Annotated in this window: 26 protein-coding genes; 9 read left to right on the top strand and 17 right to left on the bottom strand. The window is 69.2% G+C overall.

Annotated features, from left to right (window positions below; genetic code table 11):
* Positions 1–727, bottom strand: a 727-nt coding sequence (locus KBY19_RS30840) for an ABC transporter substrate-binding protein (RefSeq protein WP_210967165.1), incomplete at its 3' end; no start/stop codon positions are given.
* Positions 728–866: 139 nt separating this feature from the next.
* On the opposite strand from KBY19_RS30840, the gene KBY19_RS30835 reads away from it, so the two are divergent.
* Positions 867–1898, top strand: a complete 1032-nt coding sequence (locus KBY19_RS30835; RefSeq protein ID WP_099877080.1) for a LacI family DNA-binding transcriptional regulator — start codon at positions 867–869, stop codon at positions 1896–1898.
* 214 nt (positions 1899–2112) lie between these two features.
* Here KBY19_RS30835 and KBY19_RS30830 read toward each other — a convergent pair whose 3' ends face one another.
* Both KBY19_RS30830 and KBY19_RS30825 read right to left on the bottom strand, forming a co-directional pair.
* The gene (locus KBY19_RS30830; RefSeq protein ID WP_099877082.1) at positions 2113–2862 is read right to left on the bottom strand and encodes an SDR family oxidoreductase; all 750 of its coding nucleotides are present in this window, start codon (positions 2860–2862) and stop codon (positions 2113–2115) included.
* A 99-nt stretch (positions 2863–2961) separates the two neighbouring features.
* Positions 2962–3711 carry an SDR family NAD(P)-dependent oxidoreductase gene (locus KBY19_RS30825; RefSeq protein ID WP_099877085.1) on the bottom strand — a complete coding sequence of 250 codons (750 nt, stop codon included), beginning with the start codon at positions 3709–3711 and terminating at the stop codon, positions 2962–2964.
* A 118-nt stretch (positions 3712–3829) separates the two neighbouring features.
* Between KBY19_RS30825 and KBY19_RS30820 the strand changes: the two genes are divergently transcribed.
* Positions 3830–4429, top strand: coding sequence for a TetR/AcrR family transcriptional regulator (locus KBY19_RS30820; RefSeq protein ID WP_099877088.1), 600 nt, complete (start codon positions 3830–3832; stop codon positions 4427–4429).
* A gap of 199 nt (positions 4430–4628) precedes the next feature.
* Here KBY19_RS30820 and KBY19_RS30815 read toward each other — a convergent pair whose 3' ends face one another.
* The gene (locus KBY19_RS30815; protein WP_247691600.1) at positions 4629–5111 is read right to left on the bottom strand and encodes an amidohydrolase family protein; all 483 of its coding nucleotides are present in this window, start codon (positions 5109–5111) and stop codon (positions 4629–4631) included.
* 145 nt (positions 5112–5256) lie between these two features.
* On the opposite strand from KBY19_RS30815, the gene KBY19_RS30810 reads away from it, so the two are divergent.
* Positions 5257–5661 (top strand): RidA family protein, encoded by a 405-nt coding sequence (locus KBY19_RS30810; RefSeq protein WP_210967164.1) that lies wholly within the window; start codon positions 5257–5259, stop codon positions 5659–5661.
* 174 nt (positions 5662–5835) lie between these two features.
* Here the strand turns inward: KBY19_RS30810 and betT are convergent, their stop codons facing one another.
* From betT to KBY19_RS30770, 8 genes are all read right to left on the bottom strand, one after another.
* Positions 5836–7983 carry a choline BCCT transporter BetT gene (gene betT / locus KBY19_RS30805; protein ID WP_282107132.1) on the bottom strand — a complete coding sequence of 716 codons (2148 nt, stop codon included), beginning with the start codon at positions 7981–7983 and terminating at the stop codon, positions 5836–5838.
* 4 nt (positions 7984–7987) lie between these two features.
* A complete protein-coding gene (locus tag KBY19_RS30800; RefSeq protein WP_210967163.1) occupies positions 7988–8173 on the bottom strand; it encodes a hypothetical protein in 186 nt (61 codons plus the stop codon).
* 381 nt (positions 8174–8554) lie between these two features.
* The gene (locus KBY19_RS30795) at positions 8555–9871 is read right to left on the bottom strand and encodes a YrhB domain-containing protein (RefSeq protein WP_185015962.1); all 1317 of its coding nucleotides are present in this window, start codon (positions 9869–9871) and stop codon (positions 8555–8557) included.
* A gap of 19 nt (positions 9872–9890) precedes the next feature.
* Entirely contained in the window at positions 9891–10190 is a 300-nt protein-coding gene (locus tag KBY19_RS30790) for a YrhB domain-containing protein (RefSeq protein ID WP_099877109.1), read from the bottom strand.
* Between the two features lie 66 nt (positions 10191–10256).
* Positions 10257–11945 carry a putative T7SS-secreted protein gene (locus KBY19_RS30785; protein ID WP_210967162.1) on the bottom strand — a complete coding sequence of 563 codons (1689 nt, stop codon included), beginning with the start codon at positions 11943–11945 and terminating at the stop codon, positions 10257–10259.
* Positions 11945–12616, bottom strand: coding sequence for a hypothetical protein (locus KBY19_RS30780; protein WP_210967161.1), 672 nt, complete (start codon positions 12614–12616; stop codon positions 11945–11947). Before KBY19_RS30780 ends, KBY19_RS30785 begins: the two co-directional genes overlap by 1 nt.
* Positions 12613–13050, bottom strand: coding sequence for an SseB family protein (locus tag KBY19_RS30775; protein WP_185015964.1), 438 nt, complete (start codon positions 13048–13050; stop codon positions 12613–12615). Before KBY19_RS30775 ends, KBY19_RS30780 begins: the two co-directional genes overlap by 4 nt.
* A gap of 437 nt (positions 13051–13487) precedes the next feature.
* Positions 13488–14324: a DMT family transporter gene (locus tag KBY19_RS30770; RefSeq protein WP_099877117.1), complete on the bottom strand. Its 837-nt coding sequence runs from the start codon at positions 14322–14324 to the stop codon at positions 13488–13490.
* Between the two features lie 121 nt (positions 14325–14445).
* Here KBY19_RS30770 and KBY19_RS30765 point away from each other — a divergent pair, with 121 nt between their 5' ends.
* Positions 14446–15021 carry a helix-turn-helix domain-containing protein gene (locus KBY19_RS30765; RefSeq protein WP_210967160.1) on the top strand — a complete coding sequence of 192 codons (576 nt, stop codon included), beginning with the start codon at positions 14446–14448 and terminating at the stop codon, positions 15019–15021.
* A 167-nt stretch (positions 15022–15188) separates the two neighbouring features.
* Here the strand turns inward: KBY19_RS30765 and KBY19_RS30760 are convergent, their stop codons facing one another.
* Positions 15189–15356: a hypothetical protein gene (locus tag KBY19_RS30760; protein WP_180289524.1), complete on the bottom strand. Its 168-nt coding sequence runs from the start codon at positions 15354–15356 to the stop codon at positions 15189–15191.
* Positions 15357–15399: 43 nt separating this feature from the next.
* Here KBY19_RS30760 and KBY19_RS30755 point away from each other — a divergent pair, with 43 nt between their 5' ends.
* Complete coding sequence (locus tag KBY19_RS30755; protein WP_099877123.1) at positions 15400–15807, top strand: hypothetical protein; 408 nt, start codon at positions 15400–15402, stop codon at positions 15805–15807.
* A gap of 213 nt (positions 15808–16020) precedes the next feature.
* Here KBY19_RS30755 and KBY19_RS30750 read toward each other — a convergent pair whose 3' ends face one another.
* The gene (locus tag KBY19_RS30750; RefSeq protein ID WP_099877125.1) at positions 16021–16746 is read right to left on the bottom strand and encodes an SDR family oxidoreductase; all 726 of its coding nucleotides are present in this window, start codon (positions 16744–16746) and stop codon (positions 16021–16023) included.
* 62 nt (positions 16747–16808) lie between these two features.
* On the opposite strand from KBY19_RS30750, the gene KBY19_RS30745 reads away from it, so the two are divergent.
* Both KBY19_RS30745 and KBY19_RS30740 read left to right on the top strand, forming a co-directional pair.
* Complete coding sequence (locus KBY19_RS30745; protein WP_099877128.1) at positions 16809–17174, top strand: MerR family transcriptional regulator; 366 nt, start codon at positions 16809–16811, stop codon at positions 17172–17174.
* A 205-nt stretch (positions 17175–17379) separates the two neighbouring features.
* Positions 17380–17949 (top strand): GNAT family N-acetyltransferase, encoded by a 570-nt coding sequence (locus KBY19_RS30740; RefSeq protein ID WP_210967159.1) that lies wholly within the window; start codon positions 17380–17382, stop codon positions 17947–17949.
* Between the two features lie 211 nt (positions 17950–18160).
* Here the strand turns inward: KBY19_RS30740 and KBY19_RS30735 are convergent, their stop codons facing one another.
* Complete coding sequence (locus KBY19_RS30735) at positions 18161–19021, bottom strand: helix-turn-helix transcriptional regulator (protein WP_210967158.1); 861 nt, start codon at positions 19019–19021, stop codon at positions 18161–18163.
* A 127-nt stretch (positions 19022–19148) separates the two neighbouring features.
* Between KBY19_RS30735 and KBY19_RS30730 the strand changes: the two genes are divergently transcribed.
* Together KBY19_RS30730 and KBY19_RS30725 are read left to right on the top strand one after the other, a co-directional pair.
* A complete protein-coding gene (locus tag KBY19_RS30730; protein WP_210967157.1) occupies positions 19149–20144 on the top strand; it encodes an aldo/keto reductase in 996 nt (331 codons plus the stop codon).
* A 394-nt stretch (positions 20145–20538) separates the two neighbouring features.
* Positions 20539–21093, top strand: a complete 555-nt coding sequence (locus KBY19_RS30725) for a hypothetical protein (RefSeq protein ID WP_210967156.1) — start codon at positions 20539–20541, stop codon at positions 21091–21093.
* Positions 21094–21246: 153 nt separating this feature from the next.
* Here the strand turns inward: KBY19_RS30725 and KBY19_RS30720 are convergent, their stop codons facing one another.
* Together KBY19_RS30720 and KBY19_RS30715 are read right to left on the bottom strand one after the other, a co-directional pair.
* Positions 21247–22140, bottom strand: a complete 894-nt coding sequence (locus tag KBY19_RS30720) for a gamma carbonic anhydrase family protein (RefSeq protein WP_247691599.1) — start codon at positions 22138–22140, stop codon at positions 21247–21249.
* Positions 22141–22538: 398 nt separating this feature from the next.
* Positions 22539–23325: cytochrome P450 (locus tag KBY19_RS30715; protein ID WP_210967155.1), on the bottom strand; the 787-nt coding region annotated here is incomplete at its 5' end.

Raw genomic sequence — 23325 nt, 5'->3', positions numbered from 1 at the left:
GGAGCATGCCGAGGGCTTTCCTGCTCCCGGCGCCGGCCCAGGCGTCCTTGTCCCCGTCGAGGGCCTTTTGGAACAGCCCCGGTCCCGCCACCCGGTCGTAGAGGTACTCGAACCACATCAGGGTGGGCCACTTGTCCCCGCCGCCCAGGGCGATCGGTGTGACACCTTCGGCCTTGAGCTTTCTGACGGCGGCCAGCAGGTCCTCCCAGGTCTCCGGCTGCCGGACGCCGGCGTCCTTGAGTACCTTCTTGTTGCTGAAGAGCAGCACGGGCTGGGTGCCGCGCATGGGGATGCCGTACGCCTTGCCGTCCACCACGGCGCTGTTGAACACCGAGGGCAGGAACTTCTTCTTCAGACCGGGGTCCTTGGCGATGAAGTCGTCCAGCGGCAGCAGCAGCCCCGCCTCGACGAACGGTTTGATGCTGCCGCCGCCCCAGTTGAAGAAGATGTCGGGTGCCTGCTTGCTGTTGATGATCGTCTGAAGCTTGGCCTGGTAGTCGGCGCCCGGGATGGTGTCCAGCACCGCCTTGACGTCCGAGGTCTTGTTGAAGTCGGCGATGAGCTGCTTCTCCACCTTGTTCGTGGCGTCGCCGTACACCAGGACGTGGATCTTGCCGTCGTCCCCGCCCGCCGAGCCGGAGCCTCCCCCGCATGCGGACAGGGAGAGCGCCAGGGCCAGGGCTGCGGCACCGGCGGAGGACCTCGGGAACCGTGCGCGTTGCCTCATCGCATCGCCTCTCGAAAATATTTCGGTGCTATCACCGAAACTTCTTGCGTCGGGACGCTAGAGCGCGGCCCCCAGAGGGTCAACCCTCGCTCACCCAGTTACTAACTCGTTATGCTGCGGCCGAAGTTGAGCGTGGCCTATGCTCCTCACCATGCGCGATGACGAGGAGTTGGGCCGCATCACCCTGGCTCAGGTGGCCGAGAAGGCCGGTGTCTCCATTTCGACAGTTTCGAAGGTGCTCAACGGGCGCCAGGACGTCGCTGCCCCCACACGGGTCAAGGTGGAGCGTCTGCTGGAGACCCATGCCTATCGGCGCACCACACGTGCGGCCCGGGAGGCCCCCCTCATCGAGCTCGTCTTCCACGAACTCGACAGCATCTGGGCCATGGAGCTGATCCGCGGCGTGGAGAACGTCGCCAAGGCGCATCAGGCCAGCGTGGTTCTCACCGAGAGCGGCACCCGGCACGCTCCCGGCCCCGAGTGGATCGAGGGGGTGCTGCAACGCAGACCGCTCGGCGTGGTGCTCGTCTTCTCAGCCCTCCCGGCCGAGGTCAAGCAGCAGTTGCACTCCCGTGCCATCCCGTTCGTCATCATCGACCCGGCCGGGGATCCCGACCCCGACGTGCCCTCGGTCGGCTCCGCGAACTGGAGCGGAGGGGTCGCGGCGACACGGCACCTCATCGATTCCGGGCACCGCCGCATCGGCATCATCACCGGCCCCGACGACATGCTCTGCTCCCTGGCCCGCCTCGACGGATACCGCTCGGCGATGAGCATGGCGGGACTGGAAACCGACCCGGCCCTGGTCCAGTACGGGGACTTCCACGTCGAGGGCGGCTACGACCGGGCCATGAAGCTGCTCGCCCTTCCCGAGCGGCCGACCGCCGTCTTCGCGGGCAGCGACCTTCAGGCGCTGGGCACCCTGGAGGCCGCACGGGTCAGCGGCCTGCGCGTCCCGCACGATCTTTCCGTGGTCGGCTACGACGACGTCCCCGTCGCCCGATGGTCCAGCCCGGCACTCACGACCGTGCACCAGCCGCTGCGGCAGATGGCCGAGGAGGCGGTCCATATGCTGCTGCGCCTGCGCGCACAGGAACCGGTGACCACCAGACTCGAACTGGCCACCAGTCTGATCGTCAGAAAGAGCACGGCGCCGCCCCCGCCTGAGTGAGCTCAGCGTGCACAGCAACCTGCCTGGGCCCAGCATGGACAGCCAACGGGCCAGGTCCCGCCCTCAGGCGCGGCCTGGCTCCGGTGTGAGCGGTGGTCAGACACCGATACGGCCGGGGGCGAGCTCGCCCCCGGCCCCGCCTTCGCCGGGGGCTTCGGAACTCTCCGGCTCCGACCTGCCCCTCCCCCGGCCCTCCGGCCTTCCGCAACACGCTTCAGTAGGCGAGCTCCCCGATGCCGCCATCGACGCGCAGCACGGTGCCAACGGTGTAGGCGGACTCGTCCGAGGCGAGATACACAGCTGCCTTCGCCATCTCCGTGGCGGTCCCCAGCCGGTGAAGCGGCACGGTCCGCCGGAGTTCCTCGTAGACGGCGGCTTGCCGTTCCGCGCCGAGCGGCGAGAACGCGTTGGTGACGGTCGGCCCCGGGCTCAGTCCGTTGACGCGAACGCCCCGCTCCTTCAGCTCGTGGGTCAGCCCGCGGGCATAGGACAGCAGACCCGCCTTGGCCGCACCGTAGACCGTCGCGTTCTCGTGTCCGACGAATGCGGAGACCGAACCGACGAGGATGACCGAGGACTGCCGCGAAAAGAGCGGCAACAGGGCCTTGACCAGGAAGAACGGCGCTTTGAGATTGGTGGCGAGGAGTCTGTCGAACGCCTCCTCGGTCCATTCCTCGATCGGGAGATGGGTGATGTCGGCGGCGTTGCTCATCAGGATGTCAAGCTTCGGCCATTCCGCCTGAAGCCGCGCTGCGAGCGCCGCCTGGCCGGGTACATCGCCGGCGTCGCTGACGATGGGCAGCAGTGGTCCGTCCAATTGCCGGGCGGCCTCTTCCAGTCTTTCCTGCGAGCGGCCGGTGATCGCGACGGACGCTCCTTCGGCGAGGAACTCACGCGCGGTCTCCAGCCCTATGCCGCTCGTCCCTCCTGTGATCAGTGCGTACTTTCCCGCAAGACGACCCATGATTCCCTTTTCTTCACTCGGCGCCGTGGCGCGTGAATCGACGCGACGACGGGCTGTCCCCGTCGGCAGCGGCATGGTGAGGCGGCGGCCGGCCTCGGCTCAGATCGCGGTTCGGCCGCCGTCGGCGGCCACGACCGCCCCGGTCATATAGCTGGCTCGGTCACCGGCGAGAAAGGCGACCACGTGCGCCACTTCGGTCGGATCGGCGGTGCGCTTGAGCGCGGTGGTCAGGCCCATGCCGCCCATGTCCGGGCCCATCGCCGCGACCACCTTCGAGGTGTGCATCGGGCCGGGAGCGACAGCGTTGACCCGCACGTTCGACGGGGCGAACTCCGCCGCCCAGGTGCGGGTCAACGACTCGACCGCCGCCTTGGTGGCGCCGTACACGGCCATTCCCGGCATGCCGAGGCCGGCCGCGGTGGAGCTGACGTTGACGATGCTGCCGCCGCCGTTGGCGGCCATCTTCGGCGCGAGCAGCGCGGTGAGCAGGAACGGCGCGCGTACGTTGACCGCGAAGGCGGTGTCATGGCCGGCCAGGTCCTGCTCGGTGGTCGGGCCGAACGTCATGACGCTCGCGTTGTTGATCAATATGTCAACGGCTCCGGCATCCTCGGCCAGCTGCTGCACGGCTGACGGGTCGGTCAGGTCGGCCGCGACGAAACGCACCGCTCCGGTGGCCGCGCCACCGGCCGCGCGAAGGTCCTCGACGACCTGGGCTCCGCGCTCCGGATCGGTGCCGGTGAGGATCAGGTCGGCTCCCCCGGCGGCCAGTACTCCGGCCGTCGTGTGCCCGAGTCCGCCGATCGCGCCGGACCCGGTGACGAGTGCTGTCTTTCCTGCGAATTCCATTGCTGCGCCCTTCGCGGCCGGCAGTGGTCGGCCGACTTCTGTGCGACCGTTCCAAAAAACATGCCAGGGAAGCTACGACTTCTTGAACGCCCTGTCAAGAAGTTGTAGTGTCGGACACGTGGCACGAACCGGACGGCCCCGTGGATTCGACAAGGACCAGACGCTGACGCGGGCACTTGAGCTGTTCTGGTCCCGGGGGTACGGGGCGACATCGATCCAGGACCTGGTCGACGCACTGGCCGTCGAACGCGGCAGCCTCTACGGAACCTTCGGGGACAAACGCCGTTTCTACCTCGACGCCGTCAGGCTCTACTGGGAGGTGTACGAGCGACACCTGATCGCCTCGCTCGACACCACCCCGCTCCTGCCGGCGCTGCGCGAGATCCTGACCCACCCGGCACGCCTGGATGAGCTCATCTCCGACATGGGCGTACCGCAGGGCTGCCTGGTCGGCAACACCACCGCGGAGCTCGTCCCCCACGACAGCGAAGCCACACAAGTCGTCACCCGCTCATATCGCCGGTTCACGGATATCCTCACCGACGCCCTGCGCCGCGCACAGGCCGCCGGTGAAGTCACCGGCACCGCCCGCCCCGAGGCCCAAGCCCAGCTACTGCTCTACGTCGTCCAAGGACTTTCGCTCGTATCGAGGGCAGGTCTCGACAGGACCGCGGCCCTGGCCGCGATCGATACCGCGATCGACGCACTGCGGGCCTGACCGAAGGCTGCACGGGCCTGCGGAAACGAAACAGACAGCAACGGAGTCCCCCTCCCGGGCCCCCCGGGCCAGCTGCGGCTCCGACCGCGATCGGAGGACCCGCCACCGCGCGGCTAGCGCTTGTCGACGGCGAGTTCGCCGTTCAGGATCACCATGCTGAGGTCGCGCAGGCTGCCGATGTCCGCGGTGGGATCGGCGTTCAGCACGAGCAGGTCGGCGCGCTTGCCAGGGCCACCGTGCCGAGGTCGGGGCGGACACACTGCCGTGCCGCGCCGATGGTGCCGGCGGCCAGCACCTGGGTGGGTGTCATCCCGGCCGCCACCATGAGTTCGGCCTCTTCCAGGGTGTTGGCTCCGAACAGGCCCCGGCCGCTGAACGTGTCGCTGCCCAGCGCGACGTCCACGCCGGCCTCGGCGACCTTCTGGAGATTGTCACGGGCGTCCGGGTGGACGTCGTCGATCCAGAGCGTGGGTGTGTAGGTGATGCCGCGTTCGAGCATCAGGTCGATGAGCGAGTGGTCGGTGAGGGGCTCCACGGTGACACCGTGCTCCAGGCCGTCCGCCCCGGCCTCGAGCGCCTGGCGTGCCGCGGCTTGCTGGGTGGTGTGGACGGTGACCCGAAGGCCCCGCTCGTGCCCCGTCTCGATACCCGCCCGAAGGAGATCGAGCGGAAGCCGTTCCAACTCGACACCATCCGGAAAGACAGGGTTCTGCCACAGGTACTTCGGTCCGCCGGAGTGTGAGTTGGAGGGCCAGCGGGGCTCGGCTCGAGACGCGGAGGGCCTGCCGCGTGGAATGGGAGGACCCCTGCGGGTGTTCGGCACAGGTATGACGACTGATCAGCGCGCCATCACCAACCCGCCCACCCTCCACGACCCGACGCCCTTCGGCTACAGTCATGCGGTCTCAGCACCCGGTGAGCTCGTCTTCATCGGCGGCCAGTACGCCTCCGACTCCGCCGGCGCTCCAGTGCCCGGGGACTTCGCGACCCAGGTCGACCTGGCCTTCGACCGACTGCGGTCGGCGCTGGAAGGGGTCGGCCTCGGGTTCGAGCACGTGGTCCGTCTCGGTACCTTCATCGTCGACCACGACCTCGAAAAGCTGGAAATCCTCGGCAAGGCGCTGCACGCCCGCTTCGGCGACAGGCTGCCCGCCCAGACGTTGAGCGGCGTGGCGTCGCTCGCGCTGCCGGGAATGCTGTTCGAGGTGGACGCGGTGGCGGTACGTCCGTAGCTGGTCTGCGCCCATCGGGCTGATGCCCGTTCTTGCGTGTCGGTGACGAGGCCCGATGCAGGTCACGCCGGTGGTGGGAGGGAGATGGACGACCGCCTGGCCGGCGCTTTCGCAGGTGGCACGGGTCACGAACCTGCCCCGAGGGACGTCGGCGAGTGATGCCTCGGCGTCGACTCAGTACCCCTCCTCCGGGGGTGCCTCCGCCTCCGGTGTGTCGGGCCGGTGTCCGGGGATGGCCGAGCGGGCGGTCGCCTCCCGGTGCAGGCGCAGGAACTCCATGTGCCGCTCGTACTGGTCGAGGATGTCCCCGATGAGCTGTTCCCGGCTGTACCCCATGACGTTGTAGCCCTGGCTGCCCTGCGGCAGATGGACCTCGTACCGCACATAGGTGTCGTGCTCGGTGACCGTACGGGTGGCGAAGGCGGGGGCCGGCACCTCGACCGGCCGGAGCCAGTAGGTGAATTCCTCCTGCTCGCCGATCGGCACCCGCAGCCCCAGACTCGGCAGGGTGATCTCCTCGTCCCGCTCCTCCTCGACCGTGGCCCCGACACCCTGGAGTTGCAGTTCCCCGGCGACCTCCTCCAGAGCCGGGCGGGCCACCTCGTCCGCGAACCGCGAGGCGGTACGGCGGCCGGGGAAACTCATCGCCCGGGCGAGCCGCTGCCGCCAGTGCCGCTCGGCGACCGCGCCGTGGTGCGTGGTCCGCCCCGAGAGCGATGACGGCATCGTGGTGACCTGCGCGGCCTCCCGCATGTGTTCGAACCGTAGCGCCTTGTAGAGGCCCCCGATGATCAGGAACATCACGAAGGAGAACGGCAGGCCCATCACGATCGTCGCGTTGGTCAGCGCGTCCACACCGCCGACCAGCAGCATGGCGAGGGTGAGCAGGCCGGTCGCCGCGGCCCAGAAGATCCGCAGCCACGCCTTGGTGTCGGTGATCGGGGTGGGCAGATGCGAGCTGAGATTGCCCATCACCAGCGCCCCGGAGTCCGCGGAGGTGACATAGAGCAGCAACCCGACGAAGGTGGCCAGCCCGGCGCTGAAGGTCGCCCCGGGGTACTGCGCGAGCAGCCCGTAGAAGCCCTGCTCGGGAGCGTCCATGGCGGTCCGGCCGAACTGGGTGTTGCCGTCGCGGATGATGCCCAGCGCGCTGTTGCCGAAGACGGAGAGGAAGATCAGGGTGAACAGCAGCGGGATCACCAGCGTGGCCGCCACGAACTGCCGGATGGTCCGGCCGCGGGAGATCCGCGCAAGGAAGAGCCCGACGAACGGCGCCCAGGCGATCCACCAGGCCCAGAAGAAGAGCGTCCAGGAGTTGAGCCAGTCGGTCGGCTGGTCCCATGCGAAGGTGTTGAGCGTCATCGACGGGAAGCGGCTGACGTAGTCGCCGACGTTGAGGATCAGCGCGTTCAGCAGCCGGATAGGGCTGCCCACGAAGAGGATGTAGAGCATCAGCAGGATGGCGAGCAGCACGTTGAGCTGAGACAGCCGCCGGATGCCCTTGTCCACGCCCGCCGCGGCGGACACCGTGGCCATCGCCACGGCCACGATGATCAGGCCGATCTGCGCCGGCAGGCCCTCGTCCACCCCGAAGAGATAGTCCAGGCCGTAGTTGAGCTGCACCACGCCGATGCCCAGGGACACCGAGATGCCGAAGACCGTACCGATGATGGCGGCGAGGTCGACCGTGTCGCCGATCCGGCCGTGGATGCGCCGACCGATGATGGGGTAGAGCGCGGACCGAATGGCCAGCGGCAGCCGGTAGCGGAAGGCGAAGTAGCCGAGGACCATGCCCATCAGGGCGTACATGGCCCAGCCGGTGACGCCGTAGTGGAAGAGCGTCCACACCACGGCCTGCCGGGCCGCCTCGATGGTCTGGGCCTCTCCCTCCGGAGGAGCGAGATAGTGGGTGACCGGCCCGGCCACGGAGAAGAACATCAGGTCGATGCCGATCCCCGCGGCGAACAGCATGGCCGCCCAGGCGAACACCCCGTAGTCCGGCGTGGACTGCTGGGGCCCCAGCTTGATGCCGCCGTACCGGGACAAGCCCACAATCACCACGAAGACCAGATACAGCGTGGCGGCGAGGAAGTAGTACCAGCCGAACCAGGATGAGATCTTCTCGACCGTCACGCCGAGGGCGTTCTCGGCGCCGGACGGCGTGATGATCGCCCAGGCCGAGATGGCGAGGATCAGCAGGGACGCCCCGAAGAAGACGGTCGGCTTCAGCCGGATGCCGTCGTCGGGCTCGGTGACCGCCGTCGGCAGCTTCGTCCGGGGGGTGTCTTCGCCGCTTGGGCCGTTGTCTCCGTCTGTCGACAAAGTCTCACACCTCCGCTGCGCGGTACCGGTGGTAGGCGGCGGTGGACGGCGGCAGCCGAGCGTCGCCGAGGACCACCTCGGTGGACTCCTCGGCCGGCCTCATCAAGGCGCCCGCGCTCAACCGGTTCGCCGGGGCACGCCTCGCGGAGCCACCGCCGACGATGGTGAAGTGGTATGCCGCCCGGCCCATGCACGCTCCTCGGATCGCGTTGCAGCACAGTGTGACGGGGTCCAACACAAGAGTGGCCATTCCCGAGCATCACCATACGGGCACATTCAGCCCAATCCGGGGAAGGACCCGCCACTCCACGCTCTTCATCGGCGGAAGCGGCGGTCGCCGCGGCCTGCACCACCTCCGACGAGGGTGAGTGGCCCTCGTGGACGCCCCGGCAGCGACCGAGGTGCTGCACCGGGTGGTCCACCTCCTCCAGTGAAAGCGGGCAGAGAGCGTCCGGGTGGAGACGCCGGACGCCGCCCTGCTGAGACGGCAGCTCTCGGAACCCGCAGGCTCATTCCGGGACTGCGGCAGGTGATCCGGCACCACAACCGCAGGTCTCCTGCCGAGGGGCGGTCAGCGGTATCGCAGCAGTCGGAATCCGCAGGCGTCCAAAGCGTTCAGGTCTGTCACCGGTTCCGATGAGCTGTCGACGAGAGCCGTGCGGCCCTCCGCTGTGCGGAAGGCGTTCAGCAGGAGCCCCACGCTCTCCCGGCCCCGCGCATCGAGGCGGCGGACCCACACGAGTGCGCGGGCGCCGGGTGGCAGGGTGGCCAGTTCGTCCAGCACGGCTGCGAGATCGGTGTGCGTGGAGACCGAGCGCAGTTCGCCGAGCTGCTCCAGTGTGGGCGGTAGCCATGCAGCGGTGGTCGGGCTCGGGGGCACCGGCAGGCCGTCGTCGCCCGGTTCGGCGCCCCGGTCCCAGGCGTCGAACCATCGCCATGGGTTGGCGTTCGGCAGGCTGAAGGGAGGCGATCCGTCCTTGGGCACGACGAGCGCGGCGTCGAGCATGGCCCGCTTCCAGTCGCCACCGTCCAGGAATGCCGTCGTGTTGCAGGCGAACAGCCAGCCGCGCCGCTGTTCGTCGTCAGGGGACGGCTCGATGAGTTCGACCGGTTCCCCGTAGGTGTGCGCCAGCCATGTCTCAGCCTTGACCACGGCCGTGGTGAAGCTGTCGGCGGGACGCTGCCACGCAGGTGTGGGTGGGGCGGGAGGGCGGTCGGGCGAGGGGGGTCGGCGGGCGTACTTCAGGAACCGGACGCCCGCCGTCTCCAGCTGTGCGAGCCGGCCGGTCATACCGTCGAGGAAGACGACCTTCCCGTCGTCGTTGTGGACGTGCACAAGGTGCCCGGAGACCTCCATTCCGGACGCCTGTCGCCGGATCCACACCACGCCGCGGGTGCCCGGTCCCGACTCCTGCGTCGCGCGGATCACCTCGTCCCAATCGGCGCAGGTCAGCCGGTCGGCGCCAGGGAAGTACCGGCGAAGCAGCAGGTCCCACCAGCCCGGCGCCTCGTGCGCGGGCGACCAGGGCAGCGGCACTGCCGGAGTGCCGGCGAGGCCGCATTCCACAGCGACGACACAGCCCCGCGCGTTGAGCCGACGCCCCTGCTCCTCGACCGGACGCGGCTTACGCGTACGGGCGAACTCGGCCAGGTCGCCCCACAGGTCGTGCGAAGCGGGATGGAAGGGGCTGCCACCGTCCTTGGGCACGGCGACCGAGGCGGCCAGCATCGGCCTGCCGGGATAACCGGGCTGGGGCACTGCCCGGCAGGCGAAGAGCCGGCTCGCTTCGTCCTCGGCGACCGGTTCGTCCGCCCGCAGTTCGACCAGCCCCCCGTAGGTGGCGCGCAGCCAGTCGAGGGCGGCCTCTCGTGCGTTGTCCTGGTCCACGTGTCTGTCCTGGCCTGGGTCAGGCACCGGCTGGTGGCTGTGCGGGGTCGAGATTCCGGACGTACTCGGCCACCGGCAGGTGTGTCGGCGGCAGGTGGGGCGCGGCACCGTCCTTGGGCACGATGACGACGCGGACGAACGGCGCCCGCGTCTCGTCCCCCGTCTCCAGGTGTTCCTGGGAGTCGAATCGGATCGCCCAGGCCCTCTCGTACTCGCGTGACAGATCCGGTTGCAGGACCAGCGTGAACTGGTCCGCGTACGGAGAGGTACGGAGAAAGGCGCGAGCAGCCTCGAGAGCGTCGTCGTGGGAGATCATCATGGGCTTCCGGGTGATGGGGCGAACAGATCGGCGGGCCGGTGGCGGGAGCCAGGCGAAGGGGCCGGGTCAACTTCTGTAGGGCATGTATCCGATGCGTATCACGTCCTGTTCGAGTCTGGCGAGCGTGCCGGTCTGGCCGTCGAGGAAGGCCACACCGTGCGGTGTGTTGATGACGTTGAACAAGTGCCCGGTGCCGTCGTCGCGGCGGATGCTCACGGCACCGCGCGCGTCGGGCCCGCGCTGGTCCATGTCCCGGACGATGTCGTCGTAGCTGTTCATGTAGTACTTGAAGCCGTCCGGGTGCCCGCTGCCCAACGCGGAGTTGGGCATGTCGCCGCCGCCGTGCAGTGGAGCCGCGGACACCTCGTGGCCGTCCAGCCGCCGGTCGACCGTGACCACGTTGTTGGGGCAGTTGTGGGTGTAGCCGGGCTCCCAGCGGTTGTTCAGGTCCCGCATCCATGGGAACTGATCGTCCAGGAATTCCTGTGCCTTGGCGGGATCGACCGAGTCGTAGTGGATGGCCCGCTCCTGGACCCGTTCGGTGGACTGCGCCAGGTCGCCCCAGTCCCGGCCCGCCCCGGAAGCCTCCCGGGCTCCGGTGCGGGCGGCGGCCTCGGCGCCCTCCGCACCGGCAGGAGCCCCGTAGCGGGCTGCCTCCGCCCCCTCCTTGGCGGCCACCCGCACTCCGGTGCGGGCTGCGCCGAGTCCTTTGGTGCCGAGCAGTTCCGGGATGAGACGCCCCACCCCTTCGCTGGGGTCCTTCTTGAAGCTGTCCACCAGCGCCTGCGGGATGCGCTCCGGGTGGGCCGCCGTGGAGACCAGGCCGGCGAGGGTGGTGTTCACGTTCTGCGCGTAGGCGGCCGGGTGCGTCAGGTTGTAGACGTCCAGCGGGTTGAGTCCGCGGGCGAAGTTGACGAGGCCCGCACCGCCTTTGATGACCCCGCCCGCGACATGGGTCAGCTCGATGGCACCTGCCTGCATGCCGTCCACGTAGGTGGCGGTGGCCCTGCTCAGTGGAGGCGGCTCCTTCGGCGCGTGGGCGAGTGCCTCGCGCACCGACTTCGCCGCGATGCGTGCCGCCTCGTTGCGCTGGTCACGCGCCCGCCCCAGGATCTCCTCGGCGGCCTCCCGGTGGGTGTCACCCGGGTCCTTGTCGGGCGGCGGATCCTCGTTCCGCGCCTTCTTCGACGCCGCCTCCCCTTTCCTGTACTCCGTTACCGCGCGCTTGGCCTCCCGCTGCGCCCAGCCGACCGTGTCGGCGTACGACTCCAGGGCCGCCGCGGCCTTCTCACAGGCGTCGCTCGCGCGCACCCACTTCACCGGATGCATCGGGAAGGTGTCCCGGAACGCTTCGGCTGCCTCGCCCTTCCAGTGCGAGGAGTCGAGCTTGCGCATGCCCTTGCCGACGAGGTCGAAGGCCTTTTGGAAGTCCCGCAGGTGCTTCGCCGAGGACCGGATGTCGGAGGGTGAGCCGTGCACCAGCTCGTTCGCCTCCTCGGTCTGCCCGAGCTGTTGCTCACCGACCGTCGCGCCCAGTGAGGCAGCCGCGTCGTCGCCCCAGTCCTCCACCGCGTCGGCCGCGCCCTCCGCGCCGACCGCGTCCAGGGCGCGCCCGGTATGGTTCGTCCCCCAGTCGACGAACTCGCCGACGCCGCGCTTGCCCTTCTCCCACCCATCCTCGAGAGCACCGAGACCGTCGTTGGCGAGTGACTTCCCGCCGTCGACGATGTCGCCGAGAGTGTCGGTGAACCCCATCAGCCCGCACCTGCCGACGAAGGCTTGTCCGTCGTGGCTGCCTGCTGTTGAGTGGCTTGCTCAGCAGGCGGGGGGCCGATCGTCTCGCGCAGCTTCGCATCGATGTCGTCGCGCAGCCCGGCCGCGTCGATGACGTCGGTCACGGGCGAGGCGGTCGCTGTGCTGGCGTCCCAGGCCGCGGTCTTCCACGCCTGGAGGCTGGTCTCGCGGGCCTTCTGGAAGGACTCCGAGCTGTAGTCGGCGTCGCGGATCTGCGTGTAGGCGTTGTTGGACAGCACCTCGCCCCAGTCCTTGCCGGTGATCTCCTCCTCGGTCGCGTACGGGTTGCCCATCCCGGCGTTCACCGCGACCTTGAAGGCGCCCTGGATGTACTGGTCCTGCTGGTGCGACGTCCCCGCGGAGAGGCCGACCCCCTCGGCGAAGGAGTTCCCTTCCTGTACCAAGGTGCGTACGCCCCACTCCCAGCGGTCACAGAAGTCACCGAAGGCCGAGGTCAGTCCGCCATGCCCCAACTGGAGGCTGTTGAGCGCCACTTCGGAGAAGCCCCTGCCCACTCCGGCCTCCCCGACCATGCCGAGCTCTTCCAACTCCGCGAGGGCGTCGTTGATCCCCTTGGTGATGAGCTTCAGCGCGGGCTTCGGCGCCGCCAGCTCCGGTTCCTTGCCGCTCATGCGCTCACCCCTCGCGATCCGTTCACCTTCGAGCGCAGGCGCTGCTCCACCGTCGCCTGCTCCGGTACGACACCCGCCACCGGCGGCAGTATGGAGCCGTCCTCACTTCCGGCGTCCAGCGCGATGCCGCACGGGCCGGGTACGGCTGGGGCGACGGCATCCAGCAGCCGCGCACCGAGAACAGCTCGGTAGCCACGCTCTCCGTACAGGTGCTGCATCAGCAAAAAGCGGGACAGGGTTTCCTCGTTGGAGAACGCCATGATCCAGCGGATGCCGCCCAACCGGGTCGAGAACAGTCCTCCACTGTCGTCGAAGGGCACCAGCACCACGGACGCTCGGAACTCGGCGAGGAAGTCCTGGAAGCGTTGTCGGGACGTCGTGGACACCTCGGCAGCCATGTGCTCGGAAGCCACCAAGTCCGCCAGTCGCACCATCGTGCCTCTCCCGAACTTCTGATCCCTCTCGACGAACGCTCGCATCCTGACACCGCAGCACCCTGGAAGACAACATCGTGCCTGTTCAGGCAGCCATGGGAAGCAGTCCCGTAACAATGAATGCAGTCCTGTGACATCACCGCACTGCCCTGACGATCCGGCTCGACGGGATCATCTCCGGGTGCGATCGGAACGCAGCGCTCCAGACCCACGGCCCACGAGGTCGGCCCCGCATGGGCTCGACCGCTTCGGTCTGCTGAGCCCCGCACTCCTTGCCACCGGTCCGGGCGGGTAACGCGTTCGGGGCCCGGAGCACGAAGGGACGCGGCGTCTGCCCGTTCGCTGATTTCGATGGTGATGTGAGCGTGAGAAAGAGGGCTCGTGGTCAGATCTTCCAGATGCCGATGCGGTCATCCTTCCGTACGGAGTCCGGGGGCTCAGGTGAGGGCGAGGAGGCTGACGGCGACGGCGGCGGTGCCCAGGCCGACCAGCTGCCTGCGGTGGATGCGCTCGGCCAGGACGCTGCGGGCAAGCAGGACAGTGCCCGCCGGATACAGGGCGGTTATCACAGCGACGACGGCCAGGTCGCCGCTGCGGGCGGCGAGCAGGAACAGCAGGTTGGCCACCGAGTCCAGCACGCCGGCCGTTGCCGACAGCGCATACGCGGGCTTCTCGGTGCCGAGTCTGCGGTACATCAGCCCGGCCGCAGCCAGCGTGACTGCGGAGGAGACGGCGCGGCCGATGATCAGCGGTCCGACGCCGCTGTCGGAGGGCGCCTGGTGCAGAAAGACCAGTTGCAGGGCGATAGCCGCCCCGGCGCCGAAGGCCAGCAGCAGCGCGGTGCGCGACGGGCGGGCCGTCTTCCCTCCTTGTCCGGCACTGACCAGCACCACCGCCGCCAGCCCCAGGGGCAGGCCGATGAGCCCGGCCGGCCCCAGGTGCTCGCCCTGCACCAGCCCGACACCCACGGGCAGCATCGCCGAGACCAGCGCGGTGACCGGCGAGAGGACGTTCATCGGGCCGATGGCGAGCGTGCGGTAGAGCAGGGCGAACGCGGCGGCCGACGCGACGCCGGACGCCGCACCCCAGGCGAGGGTCGCGGGGGCGAAGGAGGCGCCGAGAACAGGCCACAGCAGCAGCTCGACGGTGAGCGAGGCGGGGGCGGCTATCAGCACGGTGCGCAGTACATGGGCTTTGCGGGCGCCGAGGCCGCCGAGGAAGTCGGCGCATCCGTAGGCCAGGGAGCTGCCCACAGCCAGCAGCAGAGCAATCACGGGTGGTACATCCCTTACTATCAATGGAACGACTGCACCGTACAACGCACCGACCGCAACCCGTCAACCGAACGACCGCGCGGTGCACTGCACTGGTCCACCTGCTTGGAGGGTGATTGCGATGGCCGAGACCGAGGCGGCATTGCGGACACTCGCGCACAATGTCCGCGCGGCCCGTACCCGCGCCGGCCTGTCATTGGACGAACTCGGCCGGCGCGCGAAGGTCAGCAAGGGCTCGCTGGTCGCCCTGGAGAAGGCCCAGGGCAACCCGAACTTCGCCACCCTGGTCCGCCTCGCCGACACCCTCGGCCTCTCCGTCTCCGCGCTGATGGAAGGCAGCCCCGAACAACGCGTCCGGGTGGTGAGCGCCGACGCCGTCGTACCCCTGTGGAAGGGCGAGCGCGGCGGCGAGGCCCGGCTCATGCTGACCACCGGCGGCCCGGTGGCCACCGAGGTCTGGCGCTGGACGCTGGAACCCGGCGAGGAGTACCCCAGCCACCCCCACCAAACCGGTGTGACCGAAACCGTCAGCGTCACCGCCGGACGGATGGTGCTCGTGGTCGACGACGCCGAATACCCGGTCGGGACCGGGCAGACAGCCACCTTCGACGGCGACACCTCCCACACCTACCGCGGCTCGGGGACCGAGACCTGTCATCTGATCATGACCGTCCACCTACCGCCCGGCCCCGCATAGAAGGCACGCGCCGCTCCCAGCCCGCCCGCGGCCGGATCACGCGGCCGGCGCATGCCGCCTGCAACCTGCCGAAGCAGCACACCTGGCCACACAGCCGGGGAGTCACGCCAGCTGGGCGACGGAGTTGCTGAACCTCTCGGTACGCAGAGCAGCCGAGCAGTTTCCCGTCAGGTGCCGTCACCGCTCCGGGGAAAGCCGGAGCCCACCAGGCCGGCATCCGCCGCACACCCGAATGACGTGCCGCCCAGCCGGCGCCACTCCACCCCCAACTCGCAGTCCTCGCCCAGGAGGACGGGGGCGGCAGGGGGTTGCGGGCGCATGATGTTGAATGTCACGAGCTGATGCGGCACGAAGGATTTTCGTACAAAGGGAGAGCACATGAAGAAGCTGAGACGCGCGCTGCTGGTGGTTCCTGCGGCAGCCGTTCTCCTCACCGCCGGGACGGCAACCGTCGCTGCTGCTGCGACCGGTACCCCCAGTGGCGCGCCCCCGTCGGGTGTCACGTGCGTTTCGACGTCCGGCGCGAAGGCGTGCTTCGCCGCGTATGGAGACCGTGTCTGGGTCAAGGACACGGCAGCGAACGGGCAGTCCGTCGCGGGAACGATCAAGTCGACGCTTCCGGAGCGCTGGGGCCGCGAGTGCTTCAACAGCCGGGGCAAGGCCGGCGGCTGGGTCATGTGCGACTTCGACGTGCCGGAGTACCAGGACGGCCGACTCTGGGCTGTCAACAACCCCTTCATCGGCAGTCAGTCGTACACGAAGATCTACACCAGCGGCATCATCTGAGTCCACACTCCTGGCTGACCGGCTGACCAGCTGACCGGCCGACCCGGACAGGGACGTCCATGTCAGTACAGGCGTACAGCCCCTCAGTACAGCCGGTTGCGCTCAGGGATTGGCCTTGGTCGGCCAAAATCTGTCTCATAGAGCACTGTTGAGAAGCGGTGCTCGGGCCCGGGACGGTGCGGGATTCCAGTCCGTCCCGGGCGGTGCCGGGGTTTACGCCTCGACGACTTCCTGCGCGGACAAGTGCGGATACAAGAGGGCCGGGTCCTCGCCGAGCCGGGACTTCCACTGGGCCGTCCGCCGGTCGGCCAGCACTTCGAGGGAGTCGGCCTCAAGACCGTCCAGCGCCGCCCTGGCGATCACATCGGGGTCCGACTTCTCGTCCTCGATGCCGGCCATCATCTCGGTGTCGACACTTGCCATGGCCAACGCCGTCACCTGCGTTCCCTGACCGGCGAGTTCGTACCGGATGCCGTTGGTCAGCGCCCAGGCAGCAGCCTTGGACGCCCCGTAGCTGTTGGAGTGCTCATACGCCATCCATGCCATGACGGACAGCACGTTCAATACGGCACCGCCGCCGTTGGCGCGCAAGGCCGGCGCGAGGGCACGCACCATGCGCAGGGGTCCGAAGTAGTTGGTCTCCATCTCCAGCCGGATGTCCTCCTCCGCGCCATCGGTGAGCCGGGCGAATGTCGACACCCCGGCGTTGTTGACGAGCAGTGTCGTATCGCTGGCCACGGCCGCTGCCCGGTTCACGGACGCGTCGTCGGTGACGTCCAGTACCAGCGGGACGACACCGGGCAGCTGGGGGACGGTCTCCGGTCGGCGAGCGGCCGCGTAGATCTTCTTGGCACCCCGGCGCCGCAACTCGGTGACGAAGCTGTGCCCGATACCACGGTTTGCCCCTGTGACCAGGGCAATCTCATTTCGAATGTCCATGCCCGCTACGCTAAAACCTCACGTCGACGTGAGAGTCAAGTGCAGGAAGGGGCGACGAGGCGATGAAGATCGGAGAGCTCGCGCAGCGGGCCGGTGTGAGCGTGCGCGCGTTGCGCTACTACGAGGAACAAGGCTTGCTGAGCCCGGAGCGCACGCCGTCGGGACAGCGCCGCTACACCGAGGAAACCGTCGAGGTGGTACGCCTGTTCCAGCAGTTCTACGCGGCCGGCCTCAGCAGCCGCGCCATTGCCGCACTGCTGCCCTGCGTGAACAACGGCCGCACCACCGCCGCACAGCGCCGCATGCTGCGCGGCGAACGCGACCGCCTCGCGGCCAAGGTCGAGGAAATGACCCACACTCTCCTCCGACTCGACCAGCTCATCACCTCCGCCGACCACCACGGCGCACCGGCTCACGCCCCTCGTTGAGGACCGCGGCCAGCACCCTCGCGAGGAAATGGTGTTGCGTCGGCTGAGGAGCAGCTTCTACCTTCACGCCAGCGCGACAGACGCGTGATCACGGGATGGGGAGGTTGATGAATATGGCCGCCGTAGGCCCTCATCAGCATGCCCTCATCCGGCCCGCGCGACAGCAGAGCGCGGCCCGGGTCGCTTCAACGACCAGGAGAGACACGTGTCTTCCTCTACTTCACCCACTCACGCCGACCTGACCACCAAGCGCCTCATCCTGCGGCCCTGGACGGCGAGCGAGATCACCGCGATCCTCACTGACACCAGGTCCGCGCACTGGGCGGACGACTTTCCCGCCGAAGGCGATCGCGTGGTCGCGGGCCTCTTCGACCAGAACCCCGCCTGGTTCGGTGCCTACGGTCACCGTCTGATCATCGAGCGCGAGAGCGGCCTGGTGGTGGGCTCGATCGGCCTGTTCTGGCCGCCCGACGAGGGCGTCCTCGAGATCGGCTACGGCATCGTGGCTTCCCGCCGTGGCAAGGGCTATGCCCCCGAGGCCACCCGGGCTCTGACTGAGTTCGCCCTCACGGCGCCGGATGTCCACACGGTGTCCGCCAACGTGGAGCTGTCGAACCCGTCCTCGGTCCGAGTGCTGGAGAAGGCAGGCTTCCACCGGTGGGCCGGCACCGAGGAGAACGCAGCCCGGTTCACGGTCACACGTACGCACCTCGGAGGGAGCAGATTCCCCGGGGTCCTGGAGGCGATACCCCTGGGGCCCCGGCCCGTGGGCTGAGCTGCCGGGCAACCAGTGTGAGTGGCAGCCCGGCGGCTCGGTCGAGGCGCTCGTACGTGTGACGTTGCCCCCAGGTGGGGGCACAGGGAGTCCGCGTCGGCGGAAGGGCCCGGTCACTGGCACAACTCCAACTGGCTGGTGGCATGCCGCCGTAGCGCTCCCGCCGAGCGGGCCGCTGAAGATCCAGCCGGTTCCCCGCCCGCCTGCTGCTTCACCGTGTGGGCGTGCCCGCCCTCCCCGTGGGGAACTCCTCGATGCCGAGCACCTGCAGCAGCTCCAGCCGCTCGCGGGTCTCGGCGTCCGCCGGGGTGAGCACCAGCAGCAGCTGCCCCTGGTCGGGGGTGACCAAGGTTTCGCATTCCATTCGCAGGCGGCCCACCCGTGGATGCAGGAAAGTCTTCCGGTCGGCGCGCCGGACCGCCACCTCGTGCTCGTCCCAGAGCCGGCGGAAGTCGGCGCTGGCGGTCTGCAACCGGTCGACGAGTCCGGCGACCTCCGGGTCGCCGGACCGGCGGCCGACGACCGCACGCAGATCGGCCACGAGCTGGCGGGCGTGGCGCTCCTGCTCCTCGGGCGGGGCGGCGGCGCGGGCCGCCGGGTCGGTGAACCAGCGGTATGCGGCGTAGCGGCGGTCGCCGGAGAAGCCGGTGTGGTCGCCCGTGAGCAGGAGGGCGGCCCGGTTCTGGGCGAGGACCTCCCCCAGGTCGGACAGCACCAGGGCCGGGGTGTCGCCGAGCAGGTCGAGCATGCGGATCAGACCGGCGCGGGCGAGGCGAGCCACCCCGTCGGACAGTGGAGGCCGGTGGCCGGCCAAGTGGAACAGATGGTCGCGCTCGTCGTCGGACAGGCGCAGTGCCCGGGCCAGCGCGCCGAGCAGCTGGACCGATGGCCGGCTGCTGCGGCCCTGTTCGAGGCGTACGACGTAGTCCACCGACACGCCGGCGAGCGTGGCCACCTCTTCCCGGCGCAGGCCGGTGGTGCGACGGCGAGGGCCGTCGGCGATGCCGACCTCGGCCGGGCGCATCGCCTCCCGGCGGCGGCGCAGGAAATCGGCGAGCTGGTCACGTTGCATGCCCCCATCGTCCCTGCCGGTGGCGGGCGGATCCAGGGAGCGGCTCTCCCAGGATGAACGCTCCGCTCCCGTGCGTCGCAGCGCAGGGGCACCGTGGGTGCCCGGATCGACGACGAAGGAGAACGCGATGCAGAGGCGAACCCTGGGCAGCACCGGCCCGACTGTTTCCGCACTGGGCCTGGGTGCGATGGGCATGTCGGGCGCTTACGGCGCGGCTGATCGCGCGGAGAGTATCGCCACCGTGCACGCCGCGCTGGAGGCCGGCGTCACGCTGATCGACACCGGCGACTTCTACGCCATGGGCCACAACGAACTCCTGCTCGCCGAGGCGCTGCGGGGTCGGGACCGCGACAGCTACCAGTTGAGCGTCAAGTTCGGCATGCTGCGGGGGCCGGGGCCCGATTTCGGAGGGCATGACGGCCGCCCCGAAGCGGTGAAGAACTTCCTGGCCTACTCGCTGACCCGGCTGGGCACCGACCACATCGACATCTACCGTCCCGCCCGGCTCGACCCGGCGGTGCCGATCGAGGAGACCGTGGGCGCGATCAAGGAAATGGTCGATGCCGGGTACGTGCGGCACATCGGCCTCTCGGAGGTCGATGCGGCGACAGTCCGCCGGGCCCACGCCGTGCACCCGATCGCCGACCTGCAGATCGAGTACTCGCTGATCTCCCGGGCGGTGGAAGCGGACGTCCTGCCCACACTGCGGGAGCTCGGCATCGGCCTGACCGCCTACGGTGTCCTCAGCCGCGGCCTCATCTCCGGGCACTGGACGGCCGAGCGCAGCGCCGACCCCGACGACAGCCGCAGCCGCAGTCCCCGATTCTCCGGTGGAAACGTCGAACACAACCTCACCCTCGTGGAGGCTTTGCGCCGGGTCGCCGAGGCGAAGGGCTGCACCGTCGCCCAGTTGGCCATCGCCTGGGTGGCTGCACAGGGCGCGGACATCGTGCCGCTGGTCGGCGCTCGCACCCGCGAACGGCTGGCCGAGGCGCTGCCCGCGATGGAGCTGGACCTCACCGCGGACGACCTCGCCGAGATCGACAAGGCGGTGCCGCCGGGCGCGGCGCGCGGCGACCGGTACCCGTCCGCGTTCATGTCCGGTCTCGGCGTGGGGAACTGAGCCCGGCTCTCCCGCGGCCGGCTCCGGTGACCGCAGCGGGGTGAGCACCCCGGGTCACCGGTGGCCCACGCAACTCCCTGCCGACGCCCGGCCGCTTGGCGGACAGGTGCGTGCAATCCCCTGGCTGCCTCAACGCCACCATCCGGAGGCCGGAGGCGGACCGCCGGCCCCGGGGCGTCGGCCACCCGGCCGCCGGGTGAGTGGTGATCGATAAGCGGTGAGCCGAACGGCGACGGGTGGGCGCGTGTCAGAGCCGCATAATTCTGCGGCTCCCATGCCGCAACAACGCCTGACGGCGGGTGCGTCATCTGGGCCGTTGCCGTTTGGAGCAGCGTCCGGACCGGAGGAGGAGGCCCGCGGTGTGGAGTCCGGCCCTGCGAGAAGAGATGAAGCGATGACATTGCATTCCGATGTGACCGAGTTGCTGGCGGGGGCCGGCATCCTCGACGTGGACGTCGAGGATGCCGTCGCGGACGAGCACGTTCGATCGTCCGCGTACCGACGCGTCGTCTCGGCGACCGCTTCCTCGGTGAGCCGCGACCGAGACCGCGCGATCGTGGCCACGATCCTGCGGGACCCCAACGAGATGGGGTCCAAGACGGCGGTGGTCGCCCTCGTGGACAGGATCGCGATGAAGGTGACCGGCCCTGCCGAGTTCCGGCAGTGGTCGGCCGAACTGTTGCCAGAAATCGACCAGCTCAAGACGGAGGGATACCGCGAGTTCATCCGCCGCCGCATCCACGACTGGCTGTTCTACCTGTCCATCGAGGACGGTCACGTGCCGGCACCGGCCGAGTTGGCGCACGTCACGGACTGGATGCAACGCGTCCTCGCCCAGGAGTCGACGTCGCCGGCGGTACTCGCCCTGCTCGCCGAGTCAGGCAACAAGAAGAAGACACGAAACATCGCGAAGAACCGAGCCGCAAGCCGCACGCTGAGAACGAGATGAGTGGGACTGGCAATTGGCAGGGCGCCCGCTGCGACTCGGCCTGGAGCGTTCAGGCCATATACCACCTCCACGGGCGCACGAAGAAGACCAAGAGCAAGTTGGAGTCACTGGAATCCTGCCGCCGCGGCAGGGTGAACACAGCTTGAGGCGGCACTAGCCGGAATAGCCGGGATTCAGAACCTGATCGTCCGTGTGCGTGCCGAACTCGGCGACGCGCACCTCCGCGATGTGCTCGTACCGGCTGATCCGGTCGGTCCACTCCGCGTCGACGCCGAACGCCACCTGCGCAAAGCCCACCCGCGCGATGGCCTCGGCCAGGCCCGGATCGCCAGGAGCCAGCAGCCGCACCGGCGCGTCAAGCGCCACGGTGTGCGGCGGCACGAAGTACTCGTCCGGCAGAACGGTGCGCGCATGGACGAGCCCGCCGACAGCGACAACGGAACCGGCCCCCAAGCGTGCGCACTGTAGGACCGTCGCCGCGGTCGCCACATAGACGCACCTGCCGACCTCGCAGCCCAGCAGCGTGGCATGCGGCCCCACGAAGACGTGGTCGTCGACAAGTACCGGCTGATCACCGGCGACCGCAGACCCGCGCAACACCGCGTTCTCGCAGATCACCGCCGCCTCCCCGACCTCGATCCGAGACCCCTCGGCATCGAGCACCGCACCGTACATCACCCGCGACCTCGGCCCCACGCGGACATCACCGACGAGCGTGGCGGTCGCGGCGACGTAGGCGGTGGGATGGATCTGCGGTACATGCCCGCGATGCCGGATGCGGATTCCCTGCGCTTCAGCGGTCATGAATGGATTCTCGGCCGACCGACCGCGAGCATACTGGCGGATTTCAGACGTCGCCTTCGCCGCAACCTGCGCCATCCGCAGCAGTCTTGTCGTGTCTGGTCGCGATGCCGCGACGGTTCTTCCGCGCGTAGAAGCAGCGCTCGACGGCGTTGCGACGGCAGTAGGTTTCGCCGTCGCATCCAGCTGGCCGCCCGCCGTGGCGGCCTCTGTTGCAGCGGTGCGGTGCTGTTGCTGGTCGGTCATTTCCGGAATGGTGTGGCCGAGCCCGCGGCGGGGGCCCGGATGCGTTCCAGCCGTGGCTTGGCGCAGATGCCCTGGTGGCGTTGGCCAAGGGTGAGGAGGGGGGCCAGCAGTCGTTGGCGACCGGCGCGGGCGAGGCGTCCTGGCTGCGGACGGCAGTGTCCGCCTCGTCGAAGAGAGGCTCGGGATCGTCCTCCCCGACGGAGCGGTACCACGCGTCGGTGGCCGCGTCGAAGCAGGCCGGCGCGGCGGCGACGAAAGCCTGAGCCCGGGGTCGGCATCGGTCCGCCACCGGCCCCGGGGGCACCCCGGGGCACGCGGGGGTCCCGGGACGGTGGCGGATCTTCCCGTTCGCCCCCGTCCGCGGCCCCGCCCCTTCCACGGGCCCCGGCCGCGTGCCGTCAACCGGCACGCACGGGGTGCTTGCGGAGGTGGACGGGGACCTCCAGGAAGTCGTTGCCGATGAAGGACGCCTGGGGCCGGAGGGCGGCGTGGTCGACGGCGAGGTCGAGGTCGGGGAACCGATCGAAGAGCGCGGGCAGTGCGATGGTCGCTTCGAGCCTGGCGAGGGGTGCGCCGATGCAGTAGTGGATTCCGTGTCCGAAGGCGAGGTGGGCCTTGTCCTCCCGGTCGAGGTGGAACGTCGAGGGAGCGTCGTGGAGCCCCGGGTCCCGCCCGTGGGCACCGAAGTTGATGACGATCGTCTCCCCCTTGCGGATGACGACGCCGTCGCCGAGGTCGATGTCGGCGGTGGCGTAGCGCAGCGGCAGGTGCATGATCGGGGCGTGCAGCCGCAGCGTCTCCTGGACCACCTCCTCCCACAGCTCGGGCTGCCGACGTACGGCCTCCAACTGTTCGGGGTGGGTGAGCAGTTCGCATACGGCGTGGTCGACGAGGGAGGCGGTGGTCTCCGATCCCGCTCCGATCATGTTGATCAGCGTGGAGATCAGTTCGTCCTCGCTGAGCCGGTCGCCGTCGTCCTGGTGAGTGGTCACCAGCACGCTGGTCATGTCCTCACCCGGTCGCCGGCGCTTGGACTCCACGAGGGTCTGCATCGCCTCGTACAGGCTGTCGCGCGTCGCCGCAGCCTGTTCCTCGGTGACATCGGTGTCGAGCGAGTCCTCGATCGCGCGCAGCATCCGCGGCCGCTGCTCGTCCGGTACCCCGAAGAGGTCGCATATCAGGCGC

Source organism: Streptomyces sp. B15 (assembly GCF_018070605.1).
Lineage (GTDB): Bacteria > Actinomycetota > Actinomycetes > Streptomycetales > Streptomycetaceae > Streptomyces > Streptomyces smyrnaeus.
The sequence above is the reverse complement of the archived record's forward strand: the minus strand, read 5'-3'. Positions and strand labels throughout refer to the sequence as shown.